The organism is Aminobacter sp. UC22_36 (assembly GCF_044056035.1).
Taxonomy (GTDB): Bacteria; Pseudomonadota; Alphaproteobacteria; order Rhizobiales; family Rhizobiaceae; genus Aminobacter.
In genome coordinates, this window is sequence record NZ_CP171996.1 from 989,782 (window position 1) to 1,005,038 (window position 15,257).

The window sequence follows — 15,257 nt, forward strand, 5'->3', positions numbered from 1 at the left end:
CTGTCGCCGCATGAGGTCAGGCGCTGTCGGCGACCTGTTCGCTGACCGCGCTGAGCGCGCTGCGCACATCGAAGGTGCTGAACGGCTTTTCCAGTATATGCGGCTTGAGGTTGGGCGGCAGCTGCTCGAGCTCGGCCTTGGCGCCGATCAGGTCGCCGGTGACGAGCACGAAACGTGGGGCCATGTCGGGCTGTGTCGCGACGATCTCGCGGAAGATGGTGATGCCGCTGCGGTCCGGCATGCGCAGGTCGGAAAAGATGATGTCGGGCTGGCCAGCCAGCGCCTCTGCGACCGAATCCCAGGTCGCAACGATGCGCGACTTGACGCCCATCAGTTCAAGGATATCGGCCAGCGAGGCCGCGACATCAGGCTCGTCGTCGATGATGACGGCATGGCGCAGCCCGCTCGACTTTGGAACGGTTTCCAATACTGCGCTGTGGCCGACGCCCATCGGCGGCAGTTCGACGACAAAGCGTGCGCCGCACGGCTTGACCGGCTCAAACCAGACCTTGCCGTTGTGGCGGTCGACGATGGCTTTCGAGATCGACAGGCCGATGCCGGTGCCGACGCCGACCGGCTTGGTGGTGAAATAGGATTCGAATATGCGGTCGCGGATCGCCTCGGCAATGCCGGGGCCGGAATCTTCGACCGAAAAGCCGGCGCTGCCGTCGGCATTGCGGAAGGTCCTGACACGGATGTTGCGATCGCCGGGCGCGGCAGCCAGCGCATGCTGGCTGTTGACCAGGAAGTTGGCCGCCACCTGGGTCATATGGTCGGCGTCGGCCATCACGCTCAGCGTGCCCGAGGCAAAATCGGTGTCGATGCTGATGCCGCTGGAGCGGGCGCCGTAGGCAGTGACCTCAAGTGCTGCACGAATGACCTGGTTGAGGTCGGTCTCGGCCCGCGAGGTCGGGTGCAGCCGGACCATGCCGAGGAAGCTCTTGACGATACGGCCGCAACGCTCGGCGGCGGCGCGTACCTTTTCGGCGCGAATCTTGGTCTGGGGGTCGGGGGCGAATTCGTGCAGCAGCGTCGACTGGGCCACGACCACGGCGAGCGGGTTGTTGAGCTCGTGCGAGACGCCGGCAAGCAGCGAGCCCATCGCCGCCATCTTTTCGTTCTGGTGCAGCTTTTCGCGCTGGCGGTTGATCTCTTCTTCGGCGCGGTGCTTTTCCCTGAGGTCGCGGATCGAGCCGAGGACAAGGCGCCGGTCGGCAAGCCGCATCTCGTTGGCGGTGAGTTCGATCGGGATGATCTCGCCGGTCGCATTCTGGGTCACGGTCTCGAGCCTATGGCCGACCATCGGCGAGCCGCGCCCGGCCAGGTACTCGGCGCCGTTGTTGTAACCCTTGCGATAATAGCTGGGGATCACCGTATCGAGCAGGTCCTTGCCGAGGATCTCGTCGCGGCTCCAGCCGAACATCTTTTCGGCCGCCGGGTTGAATTCGATGATCGAGCCGGTCTCGTCGACGACCATGATGGCGTCGAGCGAGGCCTGCAGCATGGTGCGGCGGATGATCTCGCTGACATGATATTCCGACAGCGAGCGCTCGATGGCGTCGCCGAGGGCTGCGGCGATGATTTCGAGCGCGGCGATCTCGTCGTCGTTCCAGTGACGCTCGACCAGGCAGTCATTGACCGCCAGCGTGCCCCAGAGATGGCCATGCGCCGAGACCGACACCGACAGGAACGACTTGATGTGCTGCTTTTCGAAATCGGTGCGCAGGAAGCCGGTCAGGTCGCGTGTCAGGCCGGTGAAGATCTTGCCCTGGCGGCCTTCCTCGGCAAGGCGTTCGAGCAGCGGGTCGGAATCGACGAGCGTCTGGTTGATGGTCGTTGGCGGTGCGGCAATGGCCTCGATCTTCGGATCGACCCAGTAGGCCGAGATCGACTGCGCGAAACCCTGGCCGGGCACGTCGCGCAGCCGAAACAGGATGGTGCGATGGCCGCCGAAGCCGCGCGCAAAGCTCTCCAGGATATGATCGATCTCGATCTGCCAGTCCTGGGCGGCGCGCAGCCGGCGCACGATCTGCCCGGCCACGATGGTGGGGCTCGGCGTGCCCGACGGGTTGTCGGTGCGTGAGACGGTCAACAAGGTCATCGCGGTTCCTGGCGGGGCCGGAGGCTTTAGAGCGCTGTGCGTCCGATCGGACGCACAAAAGACGCTCTAGTTTCTGATTCTGCGCATCGTGCTTTCCGAAAATCGGCTCCGATTTTCGGGCCGATGCGCTAGTAGCCTTCGCTGCCGGGCAAGGAGAAGATATAGCCTTCCCCGCGCACGGTGCGCAGAAATTTCGGGTTCGCCGGATCGTCTTCGATCTTCTTCCTCAGCCGCATGATGCGGATGTCGACGGCGCGCGAGGATTCGGGGTCTTCGGCAAAGCCGATGGCCTCGGAGATGGTGGTGCGGCTGAGCAACCTATTGGGCCGCGTCAGGAAAACCTCGAGCATGTCGAATTCGCTCTTGGCAAGGTCGATGATGGCGCCGCTGCCGCCGGTGACCAGGCGGCCGTCGAGGTCGGCCTGGAACGGGCCGAAGGCGATGGTGCGGCGCGGCGGCTGGGCGGCAAGCAAAGACTGCCTGTAGCTTTCGGGCTGCGGCACACGGCGGATGACCGAGCGCACGCGCGCCAGAAGTTCGCGCAGCTCGTAAGGCTTGACCATGTAGTCGTCGGCGCCGATCTCGAGGCCGACGATGCGGTCGAGTGCGGTGCCTGCGGCGGTGGCGTAGATGATGCCGATCGGCATGCGCGAGCGCAGCCAGCGGCCGAGCGACAGCCCGTCTTCGCCGGGCATGGCGATGTCGAGAATGGCAAGCTGGAATTGTTCGGTCTCGAGCAGCGCGCGCAGGGCAGCAGCGCTTTCGACTGCGGTCACATCGAAGCCGTTCGCGCCGAGATACTCGGCGACGGCGTCCCTCAGGTCGGGCTCATCTTCGACGATGACAATCCGAGCGCGCAGTTTGGTCTCGCCTCCGCTACCGGCGGAAAGTAGATTGGGTATAAACATGATGTCCAGTGATCATTTGGCGTGGGCAGTTGCTAACGGTGTTGTGCCTCGTTAGGGGCGGAAGAGGCTTCGGATAGCGCGGACTGGGGACCCATCCCCGGCCGAGTGCGTCTCGCGGCATCTTCTTGCCCCTGTAGGCGCCGACGCGGCCGCCACGGCAGGCAATGGTTGCGCTGAGGCTGATGTTGCGGGGTGGAACGTGGCTGGAAGATCGGTCGTAGCACTTGTCGCCATCGCGGAGGTCGTTGCCTCCGACCTGGCCGATCATCTCGACCGGCGCGGCCACGACGTGCGCACGGCCAAGCGGCTGTGGGAAGCCGAGTCGCTGCTGTCGGCCACCGGAATCGACGTTGTGGTGGTGGGAGACGGGTTGACGCCGGCCGAGGGCCGCGACCTGCTGCGCCGCTTTGGCGGCGAGGGCCGTCCCGACTTCGTGCTGATCTGCCGTCCGGGCGAACTTGTCGACAAGGTGCTGGCGCTGGAACTTGGCGCCGCCGATGTCGTCGAGAGCCCTCTCAACGTAAGGGAGCTCGCCGCGCGCATCGGCGGCCTTCTCACGCGCCGGGGACGCGGCACGCAGGAATTGGTGGTGCTGGAGAATTCGACCGTCGACCTGCGCTCGGCGCTGGTGATGCACAGCACCGGCGAGGAGGAGCAACTGTCGCCCGGCCAGATCGCCTTGCTGAAGCTGTTCCTGTCGCAGCCCAGGCGCGTGCTGACGCGCGACGACATCATGGCGGCCGCGCCGGCTGAAAGTGCCGATGCCTTCGACCGCTCGATCGACTCGCGCATCGTGCGCCTGCGCCGCAAGCTCGACACCGAAAGCATCACGACGATCCGTGGATCGGGTTATCGCTTCGATCCGCCAACTAAGACAGCCGGCCAGGAGGCCGGCAGAACTCCAACCGAAAACCAGGGCTGATGTCGCTCCAGCGACCAACGTTTCAGCGTGCCAGCGTGGCGACGGCCGGTGCGGCCATCTCGACAACTGCCATCTCTTCGGCATGGGCCCTGTCCTTGAGGAGCACGCTCGCCACGCCTGCGAAGCCGAGCAGCCCCTGGGCATAAAGCAGTGCCGAAAGCACCGATGCTGCGAATTGTCTCTTCATCGTCGTAGGCCCCGTTTCCGTTTCAGGGGGTTCAATCAAAACCGTTTGCCAATATTGGCTACCGAGATACCCGCGCCGCCTGACCTGCCGTGGACGGCGCGGGTATCCTGTCCTCGCTGCGAGTGACGCGCGAGGTTCTGCTCACCCAGGCCAGGCACCCACGCCCATGGACCCGGCCGATGTGCAGAGTTGCGACGAACAAGGCTGCTGCGAAGAAGGTGGCGGCGGAGGCCACCGGCGCCATGTCCTGCACCGGCGGCAATTCAGCTGCCATGGCGTTGCCCGGATTGGCCAGAAAGCCGATTCCCGACAGAATCGCCGTAGCGACGCCCACCCGCAGGAACCATCTTGCAGCCAACCGTTTCGCGCTCATCCAACCTTCGCAACGTTCGTTTCGTCGCGGCTGAATGTGCCGGGCGGCTGTATCGGGAAGATGCCGCCGGATGGCCTTTCGTGCTTCCGAATGTTTCAACCAGGTTGCGAGACCGGCAGGCGCTTGCGCTGTGCTTTCAGCGGCATAACGGGCCGGCAGGCCGAGGATTCATAAAGGAGCGGCTGCCTGGAGGTGCTGTTTCAGGTCAATTCGCGTCGCACCGGGGCGGCTGCAAGCCTGGAGATGCGGGGTGGCAGCGAAACCAAATTCACCAATTTGGAAACGAATATGAAACACAAAGAATAGATAAACGAAATTCGCCGGAAACACGAAGCTGGCAAAAGATGTCCATTCCGAAATGCATTTTTTTACAGCCGGTGCGACCGGCTCAAGGGGGACGTCATGAATTCCGAACTGAAGAAGCGACTGATCAACATCGCCGCCATTGCCATGACTGGCGCCGCACTGCTGCTGGCGGCGGGCCAGGGCAGCGCCTTTGCGGCGAGCAAGATCGTGGCCCGGGTGTCGATCAGCGAGCAACGCATGCATGTGATCATCGATGGCCGTTCGGCCTTCGTGTGGAAGGTGTCGACGGCGGGCCGTGGCTATGTCACGCCCAAAGGCTCCTATAAGCCGACGCGCCTGCACGAGATGTGGTACTCGAAGAAATACGACAACGCACCGATGCCGCATTCGGTGTTCTTCAACGGCGGCTACGCGGTGCATGCGACCAATCATATCAGCCGCCTCGGCCGGCCGGCGTCGCATGGCTGCGTGCGCCTGCACCCCGACAACGCCGCCGACTTCTACCAGCTGGTCCAGGCCTACGGCCCGTCCAACACCAGCATCCAGATCGTCAAGTAGACGTATCCAGATCGTCAAATAGGCGCGCGCCAGCCAGGGCTGGCGCTTGCCGTTTTGACTAGAGCTTGTTGTTGACGAACCAGTCGTAGGTCGCGCGGATGCCACTTTCGAGTTCGATGCGCGGCTGCCAGCCAAGGCGGGCGAGCTTGTCGCCGCTCATCAGCTTGCGCGGCGTGCCATCCGGCTTGGAGGTGTCGAGGACGATGCGGCCCGTAAAGCCAACAACACGTGCCACCGTCTCGGCCAGTTCGAGGATGGTCACGTCAGTGCCGGAACCGACATTGACGTGCTGGTCGCCGGAATAGGATTTGAGCAGGAAAACCAGCGCGTCGGCGGCATCGTCGACATGCAGGAACTCACGCCGCGGCGTGCCGCTGCCCCAGATCGTCAGCTCGGCCGCACCAGACAGCTTGGCCTCATGCGCCTTGCGGATCAGCGCCGGCAGGACGTGGCTCGAGGTCAGGTCGAAATTGTCGCCGGGGCCGTAGAGGTTTGTCGGCATCGCCGAGATGAAGTCGACGCCGTGCTGCTTGCGGTAGGCCTCAGCGAGCTTGAGCCCGGCGATCTTGGCGATGGCGTACCATTCGTTGGTCGGTTCGAGCGCGCCGGTGAGCAGCGAATCCTCTGATATCGGCTGGGCCGCGAATTTCGGATAGATGCAGCTCGAGCCGAGAAACAGCAGCTTTTCGACGCCGACCAGATGCGCGGCGTGGATGATGTTGGTCTCGATCGCCAGGTTCTCATAGAGGAACGCGGCAGGGTAGGTGGCGTTGGCGAGGATGCCGCCGACCTTGGCCGCCGCCAGCAAAACGGCCTGCGGGCGGGTTTCGCCCAGCCAGGCCTCGACCTCGGCCTGCCGGGTCAGATCGACGGTGTCGCGGCCGGCGGTGATGATTTCGCAATCTTCCTGCGCCAAACGGCGCACCAGGGCAGCACCGACCATGCCGCGATGGCCGGCGACCCAGACGCGCTTGCCGGCGAGCGGATAGAGCATGTCAGCCATTGGTGCGCCCACTGCTTTGCGCCAGCGCGCGGCGGTCCTCGCGCACCATTTCGGCCACCAGCTGGTCGAAGCTGGTCTGGTGATGCCAGCCGAGCGCAGCACGCGCCTTTGCCGGGTCGCCGAGCAGATAGTCGACCTCGGTCGGGCGGAAATAGCGCGGGTCGATTTCGACCAGCACGCGGCCGGTGGCGGCGTCGACGCCGGTTTCCTCCAGGCCGTGACCACGCCATTCGATGGTGATGCCGATCTCGGCGAAGGCCTTTTCGACAAAGGTGCGGATCTTGTGGGCCTCGCCGGTGGCGAGCACATAGTCGTCGGGCTTGTCCTGCTGCAGCATCATCCACATGCCGAGCGCGTAGTCGCGGGCATGGCCCCAGTCGCGGCGGGCATCGAGATTGCCGAGATAGAGCCGGTCCTGGGTGCCGGCCTCGATCGCCGCCACGGCGCGGCTGATCTTGCGGGTGACGAAGGTTTCGCCGCGCAGCGGGCTCTCGTGGTTGAACAGGATGCCATTGGAGGCGTGGATGCCATAGGCCTCGCGGTAGTTGGCGACGATCCAGTAGGCGTAGAGTTTGGCGGCCGCATAAGGCGAGCGTGGCGCAAAGCCCGAGGTCTCGTGCTGCGGCGCGGGGATGTTGCCATAAAGCTCCGACGTCGAAGCCTGGTAGAAACGGGTCTTGCCGACGAGGCCGAGCAGGCGGATCGCCTCCAGCAGCCGGAGCGGCCCGAGCGCGTCGGAATTGGCGGTGTATTCAGGCGTTTCGAAGCTGACCTGGACATGCGATTGGGCGCCGAGATTGTAGATCTCGTCGGGCTGCGTTTCCTGCACGATGCGGATCAGATTGGTGGCGTCGGTGAGGTCGCCATGATGCAGGATCAGCCTGGGGTCGGCGACATGCGGGTCCTCGTAGAGGTGTTCGATGCGGCCGGTGTTGAAGGATGACGAGCGGCGCTTGATGCCGTGGACGACGTACCCCTTCGATATCAGGATCTCGGCGAGATAGGCGCCGTCCTGCCCGGTCACGCCGGTGATCAGCGCCACCTTGCCGTTCTTTGCCGGCGCTGATTTCAGTTCCTTCGACATTGCCGATTCCTTGGTTCTTTACGTGCGGCGCACCCTAGAGATGTTGCGTGCACTGCGAAAGAGGCGCCGTCCGGATCGCGCGCCGACAGTGCTTTCCCGCGGATTCCGGGACGTTTCGGCAAGGTTGTTTATTGTGCATTGCACGGCAGTGCATGCCTTCACCCGCGTGAAGCTTCTGGACTGCGCTTGATTCAAGCCGAGCCTCATAAAACATGGCCAGTTCAAACAAATTCATATCATTTGCACGCCTGTGCAAATTTTTGCAGATTCCGCATTGACACGAACGTACCGCCAATGGAATGAATATGCCAACAGGCACGGGAATGTGCCGCACCGCCTGGAGGTGGCGGTGGCGTCGGAAGCAGGACGGGTGAGGTGTGTCCGAGCGGCTGAGGTCGCGGGATGCAAGTTCCGCTTCAAGGCGCCCAACGGAGGAGAATTCATGCCCGTGCCATTGCATGCCAGCCATGCCGTGCCTTCGCGCCGGATCGTTCCCGGTGCCGGACGCTGCAGCCATGACGGAATGTGCCCGCGAGGCGTTGCCTCGTGACCGGTTCGTCCCAGACTTCCGTCAAGGCGGTGGCGATGCGGCCGCTCAAGGTTGCCACGGCCGCGCCGACACGCGGGCAGCGCCTGCGCTACCGGCTGAAAGTGGCGCTGCGCGAGCCGACGACGACAATCGGTATCCTGGCGGCGGTGCTGTTTGCCTATCTCATCGTCGTGCCGATCATCTCGATGCTTTCGGATGCGATGCGGGTGCAGTTCGGCGACGAGCGCCGCATCAAGCAGGATGTCGGCGAACTGACCTGGTATTACATCGACCGCGTCTTCCTTTCGCGCATCTCGCATGACCTGTTCTGGGAGCCACTGGTCAACACGCTTGTTGTCGCGGCAGGCGCGATCACGCTGTCGATGCTTGTCGGCGGCACACTCGCCTGGCTGCTCAGCCGTACCGACATGTTCGGGCGGCGCTGGTTCGCGACGGCTCTCATCGTGCCCTACATGCTGCCGGCCTGGACCTTTGCGCTGGCCTGGACGACCCTGTTCAAGAACCGCACCGTCGGTGGCCAGCCGGGCTGGATGGAAGCGCTCGGCTTTTCGCCACCCGACTGGCTGTCTTACGGCCAGCTGCCGGTGACCATCATCCTGGCACTGCATTATTCGCCCTTCGTCATCCTTTTGTTCGGCAACGCGCTGCGCCGCTTCGACTCGCAGCTCGAGGACTCGGCCCGCATCCTCGGTGCCAGCAGGCTGACGGTGGCCAGCAAGATCATCATGCCGCTGATGCGCCCGTCGCTGATGTCGGCGATGGTGCTGATCTTCGCCAAATGCCTCGGCGAGTTCGGTGTGCCTTACGTGCTCGGCCTGCCGGTCAATTTCGACGTGCTGGCGACCTCGCTTTACCAGAACATCTCGTCGCGCCAGGTCGGCGTCGGTGCGGTGCTGGCCGGTGCGATCATGTTGATCGGCATCATCACCATCACCATCGATGCCCGGCTGATGCGGGAAGCACGCCGTTTCGTGACCATCGGCTCGAAGGGTTCGATGAACCGGCTGAGCCCGCTCGGCATGTTGAGGATGCCGGCAACCGGCTTTGCCGCGCTGATGTTCGTGCTCAGTGTCGGCCTGCCGATCGGAACGCTGTTCTTGTCGACGATCATGCGGGTGCCGGGCCAGTTCAATCTCGGCAATTTCACGCTCGACTACTGGATCGGCACCAACCTCAACACGGTGGCGCTGCAGACCGGCATCCTGCTCAGCCCCGATCTGTGGAACGCGGCCTGGAACAGCCTGCGCATCGTCGGCGTCGCTTCGATCACCTCTGGCATCCTCGGCCTGCTGGTCGGCTATGTCGTGGCCCGCACCCCGGTGAGGCCGCTCGGCACCTTCCTGCGCCAGGTGACGTTCCTGCCTTACCTGGTGCCGGGCATCGCCTTTGCCGCGGCCTATCTGTCGCTGTTTGCCGTGCCGCGCGGCCCGATCCCCGCACTCTACGGCACGACGCTGATCCTGATGCTGGCGCTGATCGCCGACCAGATGCCCTATGCCTCGCGCGCCGGCATTGCCGCGATGACGCAGCTCGGCAAGGAACCGGAAGAGGCAGCACAGATCGCCGGTGCCGGCTGGTTCCGTCGCATGATCTCGATCGTCATCCCGATCCAGAAAGGATCGCTGACGACGGGCATCCTGTTGCCCTTCATCTCGGGCATCAAGGGGCTCAGCCTGTTTGTCGTGCTGGCGGTGCCGTCGACCGACGTGCTGACGACCTATTCGCTCCGGCTCGTCGACTACCACTACACGCAGGCGGCCAACGCCGTCGTGCTCATCATCGCCGGTCTCGCCTATTTCGGCGCGCTGCTCGGCCAGAAGCTGACCAAGACCAATCTCGCGCAAGGACTGGGGAACTGACATGCCGAAGATCAACCTGAGCGGCGTCGAGAAGAACTATGGCGGCAACTCCGCCAATGCGGTGGCCGATCTCGACCTCGAAATCGGCGACGGCGAATTCATGTGCCTGCTCGGACCGTCGGGCTGCGGCAAGACCACGACGCTGCGCATGATCGCCGGGCTGGAGCATCTGACGGCGGGCGAAATCCGCGTCGGGCCGAAGGTGGTCGACTCCGTCGTCGAAGGCGTGTTCGTGCCGCCGGAACGGCGCGAGATGGGACTGGTGTTCCAGAGCTATGCGCTGTGGCCGCATCTGACCATCGAGCGCAACACCGACTTCGGCCTCAGGCTGCGCAAGATGCCCAAGGCCGAGCGCGAACAGCGCGTCGACAAGGTGATGAAGACGCTCGGCATCGAAAAGTACCGCGACCGCTATCCCTCCCAGCTTTCGGGCGGCCAGCAGCAGCGCGTCGCACTTGCCCGCATGCTGGCGGTCAATCCCGAGGTGCTGCTGCTCGACGAGCCGCTGTCCAACCTCGACGCCGCACTCCGGCTCGAGATGCGGGCCGAGCTCAAGCGGCTGCATGCCGAGTTCAAGACCACCATCGTGTTCGTCACCCACGACCAGTGGGAGGCGATGACGCTCGCCACCACCATCGCCGTGATGAGCGAAGGGCAGCTGCAACAGGTCGGCACGCCCAACGACATCTACGACCGGCCGGCCAACCGCTTCGTGGCGCAGTTCGTCGGCAACCCGCCGATCAACATCATCGAACTCGGCGATGCCAAATCCGAGCTGTCGCGGCGCGCCAATGCCTATCTCGGCGCACGCTTTGCCGAGTTGCGCGACGCCGGCTCGATCGGCATCCGGCCGGAGGCGATCCGCCTTGCCGACGCCGAGCGCGGCGTGGCCGAAGGCGCCATCTCGGGCGAAGCCGAGGTGACCGGCATCCTGCCGACCGGCGGCAGCTGGATCATCGAACTGACCGCGTCAGGTGAAAAGCTGTTCTTGACCACGCACCAGTCGCCGGAAATCGAGGTCGGCGACGCCGTCACCTGGTGGGCCAAATCAAAGGCGCTGCATGTCTTCGACAAGGCTGGCGGCCGCGTGGAAGCGGCGGACCGGCTGATGCGGCCGACGAAGCTGCACTGAGAGGTTCCGCGGGCGGTGGAGGACCGACCGACGGGAAGCAAGCAGGACTTTCGGGAACGCGACGGCCGGCATGGCGCCGGCCTGACAGAGGGAGGAAAAGATGAGCAGACATTTCGATATGAAACGGCTCCTGGCAGCGACGGCACTTGGCGTCGTGGCGGGCATGTTTGCCGGCGCAGCGCAGGCCGAGGAGTTCGACCTCAACGTGCTGATCGAGGCGGCGAAGAAGGAGCCGCCGATCAACGTCTATTCGAGCACCGGCAAGATCGTGAAGCAGGCCGAAAACTTCACCAAGAAATACGGCGTGCAGGCGACGGGCACCAAGGCCAATGCCGCAGCCCAGCTGGAAATGGTGATCCGCGAAGGCCAGGCCAAGAACGTGCAGGGCGACGTCATCCAGATCAGCGACGTGCCGGCCGGCGTGGCCCAGCTGGTACCGCAGGGCTTCGTCGAGAGCTGGCTGCCGCCGGATCTCGCCGCCAAGATCCCGGCCAAGTACCAGAACCCGCTGACCGTCTCGAACGAGGCCAACGTCTTTGCCTACAACACCCAGCTCAACGAAAGCTGCCCGGTCAAGAACATCTGGGAGCTGACGGAGGCCAAGTGGAAGGGCAAGCTCGCGATGCAGGACCCGCTCAACAAGGCGTCCTATGTCGACTGGTTCAACCAGATGGCGACCAACGCCGACGACAAGGTGGCCGCGGCCTATAAGGAACATTACGGCAAGGATCTTGAAGCGGGGGAGGACGGCGCCACCGGTGCCTGGGTCAAGGCGCTGGCCGCCAACGGCCCGCTGCTCACCGACGCCGACGAGGCGGCAGCGCAGGCAGTCGGTGCGCCCGACCAGAAGGAGCAGTTCATCGGCCTGATCAGCTCGGCCAAGTTCCGCAACAACCAGGATGTCGGCTCCAAGCTTGGCCTGTGCACCGATCTGAAGCCCTTCGCCGGCTGGATGTATCCGAGCCTCGGCTTCATCGCCAAGGGCACCGACAGCCCGAATGCGTCGAAGCTGTTCATCCACTATCTGATGACCGACGAAGGCATCGCCCCGCAGGCGGCCGACGGCAAGATGTCGACCAACAGCGACGCCAAGCTGCCTGACGACGAGCCCTCGGGCATCGGCAAGGTGCTGGACCAGATCTTCCCCTATAACTCGGCGTCGGCCCAGAGCGACTGGGACGCGCGCCAGGATTGGCAGGACCTCTGGCGCATCAACTACAAGAAATGACGCTTGCGACTGCCGCGCCCGGCAGCACCGCCGGGCGCGTTTCAGCCGGATTTTTGGGGAGGAATCGATGAAACCGGCATTTGGAACGAGCAGGAAACTGGCACTGGCAACGACGGCGCTGGCCACGATGATGGCAGCTGCCGTGATGGCGTCGGCGCCGGCGCGCGCCGAGGCCTTCGATCTCAATGCGCTGGTCGAGGCGGCGAAGCAGGAAGCGCCGATCAACATCTATGACAGCACCGGCAAGATCGTCGAAATGGCCGAGAACTTCACCGCCAAATACGGGGTGAAGGCAACCGGCATTAAGGTGTCGGCAAGCGCCCAGCTCGAGATGATCGTGCGCGAGGGCCAGGCCAAGAACGTCAAGGGCGACGTGGTGCTGATCACCGATGCGCCGGCAGGCCTGGCGCAGCTTCTGCCGCAGAAGTTCGTCGAGAGCTATCTGCCGCCTGACATGGCCGACAAGATCCCGGCCAAGTTCCAGAACCCGCTGGCGATCACCACCAATGCGGCGGTCTGGGCCTACAATACCGAGGTCTACAGCGCCTGCCCGGTGAAGAACATCTGGGAGCTCACCGATCCGAAGTGGAAAGGCAAGGTCGCCTTCTACGACCCGCTGTCGAAGGGTACCTATCCCGACTGGTTCAACCAGACCGCGACGCATGACGACGACAAGATGAAGGCTGCCTACAAGGCGCATTTCGGCAAGGACATCGACGTCGGCGAAGACAGCGCCACGGCCGCCTGGGTCAAGGGTTTTGCCGGCAACGCGCCGCTGCTTGCCGACGCCGACGACGCGATCTCGGAAGCGGTGGGCGCGCCGGGCCAGAAGGAGCCGTTCTTCGGGCTGATGAGCTCGGCCAAGTTCCGCGACAATGCCGACAAGGGCTTCAAGCTCGGGCTCTGCGAAGGGCTCGATCCCTGGCCGGGCTGGACCTATGTCAAGCTCGGGCTGATCGCCACCGGCACCAAGAGCCCGAACGCGGCCAAGCTGTTCATCCACTACATCCTGACCGAGGAAGGCATTGCGCCGCAGGTGAAGGACGGCAAGCTGCCGACCAATCCCGACATCGGCCTGCCTGCCGACGAGCCCTCGGGTATCGGCAAGGTGCTGGACAGGCTGCAGCAATACGACGCCTCGACGGCACTCGAAGATTGGGATGCGCGCCAGGATTGGCAGGACCTCTGGCGCGTCGCCTACAAGAAATAGCTTTCCGGTGGACTGGGACGGAGCCTTTCTCCTTCGGCTCCGTCCACTTTTTTCCACCGGGCGACAGGAGATTTTTGAATGACTGCAACTTCGGCGAGGAAACTCGCGGCTCCCAAGGCACTGCTGCTCGATTTCGGCGGCGTCATCGTTTCGACGACGCATCTGCCGGGCTGGCAGGCGCGGCTGGCCGGACACGTGCGCGGCCTGCTCGACAGGGCCGGCGTTTCGGCGCCCGAGCTTTCGGTCGCGCAGATCAGCGACGACATCAAGGCCGCCGGCATCGCCGACTCGCACTGGAAGGATGCGATGTCGCGGCCCTTGGCACCGCGCGAACTCAGGCATGAGGAGTTCTGGGGCGATTTTGCTGCCGGCGACTGGCCGCAACAGGCGCAAGACGTCGTTGTGACCGAGGCCTATGATCTCTGCCGCAAGATGGGCAATTGGAAGAGCGAGCGCGTGCTGCGCAAAGGCATGCTCGACCTGTTCGATGCCGCGGATGCGGCGGGCGTGCCGGTCGGCATCGTCAGCAATGCATTGTGCGGCCAGGTCCATCTCGACTTCCTTGACACGCACGGGCTGACCGACCGATTTGCCACGATCATCCACAGCGACGAGGTCAAGCTGCGCAAGCCCAATCCGGAGATGATCTGGCTGGCGACGCGGGCGCTCGGCGTCGACGCAGGCGAGGCCTGGTATGTCGGCGACAATTTCGACCGCGATGTGCTGTGCGGCAAGCGCGCCGGCATTGGCGGCAACATATTGATGGAAGCCAAGGGCACCTACGAGCTGCCTTATGAGCTGAAGCTCAAGCCCGATGTCATCGTTGCCGATCCGGTCGGGCTGCTCGGTCTTTTCCATGAAGCCACACGCGGGATCGCGGCATGACGCGCATCGAGGAATCCAGGCGCCTGCGGGCGGTTGCCGAAGAGGCGTCACAGCTGATGCGCGTGCCGCTGCTGGCGGCGTTCCGGTCGAACATGGCTGTCGACTACAAGGTCGATCTGCACGACGTGGTGACCAAATACGACAAGGAATCGGAAGTGGCGATCCGCGCCTTCATCCTGAGCGCGGTGGCCGATTCCGTCGTGATCGGCGAGGAGGCCGGCGAAAGCGGGGCCGGCCGGGTGCGCTGGTATGTCGACCCGATCGACGGCACCTCGAATTTCGCCCGCGGTTTTGCCTTCTGGTGCGTGTCGGTAGGTGCGGTGATCGACGGCGAGATCGTCGCCGGCGCCGTCCATGACCCGGTCGCCGGGATGCTGTTTTCGGCCGACCTCACCGGTGCTTGGCTGAATGGTGAGCCGTTGCGCTCGCGCGCCATAACAGACGAGCGCCATGCGACGCTGATATCGGGCTATCCGGTGGCACGCGACCTCAGGCTCGATGGACGCGAACAGGCGCTCGAAAATTTCGGCGAATTGGCCGAGACCTTTTCGACATTGCGCCGGCCAGGCAGCGGCGCGCTCAGCCTCTGCCACGTTGCCGCCGGCTGGGTCGATGCCTCAGCCGGATTTGGCAGCAACCCGTGGGATGTGGCAGCGGCAGTCCTCATCCTCAAGCAGGCCGGGGGCAGCTATCACCCTTTGACCCTGGGCAAGGTCGATGCCGGCGTACCCGATTTCATGTGCCCGGGTTATGTCGCATTGGGGGAGGGCGCCGACTATCCGACGCTGATGCGCGTGGCGCGGCGCATCTCCGAAGGGCGCGAAGCGGCCCGGGCGCGAGATGCGGCATGATGGAACGCGTGTGCATTCGCATGAAATCGGTGGCTGCACGAGCTTTCCTCGAGCTGCAGAAACATTATCCAAGTTAAGGCGTTGACGATTTTGCACAGCT

General features: G+C 64.1%; 14 protein-coding genes. 8 read left to right on the forward strand and 6 right to left on the reverse strand.

All coding sequences use genetic code 11. From position 1 onward, the window contains the following. Positions 1–16 precede the first annotated feature (16 nt). Positions 17–2,101 carry a PAS domain S-box protein gene (locus ACHMW7_RS07960; RefSeq protein ID WP_395449736.1) on the reverse strand — a complete coding sequence of 695 codons (2,085 nt, stop codon included), beginning with the start codon at positions 2,099–2,101 and terminating at the stop codon, positions 17–19. 128 nt (positions 2,102–2,229) lie between these two features. Beyond that, positions 2,230–3,009 carry a response regulator gene (locus tag ACHMW7_RS07965; RefSeq protein ID WP_395449737.1) on the reverse strand — a complete coding sequence of 260 codons (780 nt, stop codon included), beginning with the start codon at positions 3,007–3,009 and terminating at the stop codon, positions 2,230–2,232. 199 nt (positions 3,010–3,208) lie between these two features. Here ACHMW7_RS07965 and ACHMW7_RS07970 point away from each other — a divergent pair, with 199 nt between their 5' ends. Beyond that, a complete protein-coding gene (locus tag ACHMW7_RS07970) occupies positions 3,209–3,931 on the forward strand; it encodes a response regulator transcription factor (protein ID WP_395449738.1) in 723 nt (240 codons plus the stop codon). Between the two features lie 22 nt (positions 3,932–3,953). Here ACHMW7_RS07970 and ACHMW7_RS07975 read toward each other — a convergent pair whose 3' ends face one another. Both ACHMW7_RS07975 and ACHMW7_RS07980 read right to left on the reverse strand, forming a co-directional pair. Then, positions 3,954–4,118, reverse strand: a complete 165-nt coding sequence (locus ACHMW7_RS07975) for a hypothetical protein (protein ID WP_395449739.1) — start codon at positions 4,116–4,118, stop codon at positions 3,954–3,956. Positions 4,119–4,176: 58 nt separating this feature from the next. After that, on the reverse strand, positions 4,177–4,491 hold the full coding sequence (locus tag ACHMW7_RS07980; protein WP_395449740.1) for a hypothetical protein: 315 nt from the start codon (positions 4,489–4,491) through the stop codon (positions 4,177–4,179). Between the two features lie 402 nt (positions 4,492–4,893). Here ACHMW7_RS07980 and ACHMW7_RS07985 point away from each other — a divergent pair, with 402 nt between their 5' ends. Further along, on the forward strand, positions 4,894–5,355 hold the full coding sequence (locus ACHMW7_RS07985) for a L,D-transpeptidase (protein WP_395449741.1): 462 nt from the start codon (positions 4,894–4,896) through the stop codon (positions 5,353–5,355). A 58-nt stretch (positions 5,356–5,413) separates the two neighbouring features. Here ACHMW7_RS07985 and ACHMW7_RS07990 read toward each other — a convergent pair whose 3' ends face one another. Both ACHMW7_RS07990 and gmd read right to left on the reverse strand, forming a co-directional pair. Further along, positions 5,414–6,358, reverse strand: coding sequence for a GDP-L-fucose synthase family protein (locus ACHMW7_RS07990; RefSeq protein ID WP_395449742.1), 945 nt, complete (start codon positions 6,356–6,358; stop codon positions 5,414–5,416). Beyond that, positions 6,351–7,442 carry a GDP-mannose 4,6-dehydratase gene (gmd, locus tag ACHMW7_RS07995; RefSeq protein ID WP_395449743.1) on the reverse strand — a complete coding sequence of 364 codons (1,092 nt, stop codon included), beginning with the start codon at positions 7,440–7,442 and terminating at the stop codon, positions 6,351–6,353. Before gmd ends, ACHMW7_RS07990 begins: the two co-directional genes overlap by 8 nt. A gap of 585 nt (positions 7,443–8,027) precedes the next feature. On the opposite strand from gmd, the gene ACHMW7_RS08000 reads away from it, so the two are divergent. The 6 genes from ACHMW7_RS08000 to ACHMW7_RS08025 all read left to right on the forward strand — a co-directional run bounded on the left by ACHMW7_RS08000 (position 8,028) and on the right by ACHMW7_RS08025 (position 15,157). After that, positions 8,028–9,851: an ABC transporter permease gene (locus ACHMW7_RS08000; RefSeq protein WP_395451288.1), complete on the forward strand. Its 1,824-nt coding sequence runs from the start codon at positions 8,028–8,030 to the stop codon at positions 9,849–9,851. Between the two features lies 1 nt (position 9,852). Beyond that, entirely contained in the window at positions 9,853–10,983 is a 1,131-nt protein-coding gene (locus ACHMW7_RS08005) for an ABC transporter ATP-binding protein (RefSeq protein WP_395449744.1), read from the forward strand. A 100-nt stretch (positions 10,984–11,083) separates the two neighbouring features. After that, positions 11,084–12,211 carry an ABC transporter substrate-binding protein gene (locus ACHMW7_RS08010; RefSeq protein WP_395449745.1) on the forward strand — a complete coding sequence of 376 codons (1,128 nt, stop codon included), beginning with the start codon at positions 11,084–11,086 and terminating at the stop codon, positions 12,209–12,211. A 67-nt stretch (positions 12,212–12,278) separates the two neighbouring features. Beyond that, entirely contained in the window at positions 12,279–13,421 is a 1,143-nt protein-coding gene (locus ACHMW7_RS08015; RefSeq protein ID WP_395449746.1) for an ABC transporter substrate-binding protein, read from the forward strand. A 78-nt stretch (positions 13,422–13,499) separates the two neighbouring features. Further along, positions 13,500–14,306 carry an HAD family hydrolase gene (locus tag ACHMW7_RS08020; protein WP_395449747.1) on the forward strand — a complete coding sequence of 269 codons (807 nt, stop codon included), beginning with the start codon at positions 13,500–13,502 and terminating at the stop codon, positions 14,304–14,306. After that, positions 14,303–15,157 (forward strand): inositol monophosphatase family protein, encoded by an 855-nt coding sequence (locus ACHMW7_RS08025; RefSeq protein WP_395449748.1) that lies wholly within the window; start codon positions 14,303–14,305, stop codon positions 15,155–15,157. Before ACHMW7_RS08020 ends, ACHMW7_RS08025 begins: the two co-directional genes overlap by 4 nt. Positions 15,158–15,257: the final 100 nt, after the last annotated feature.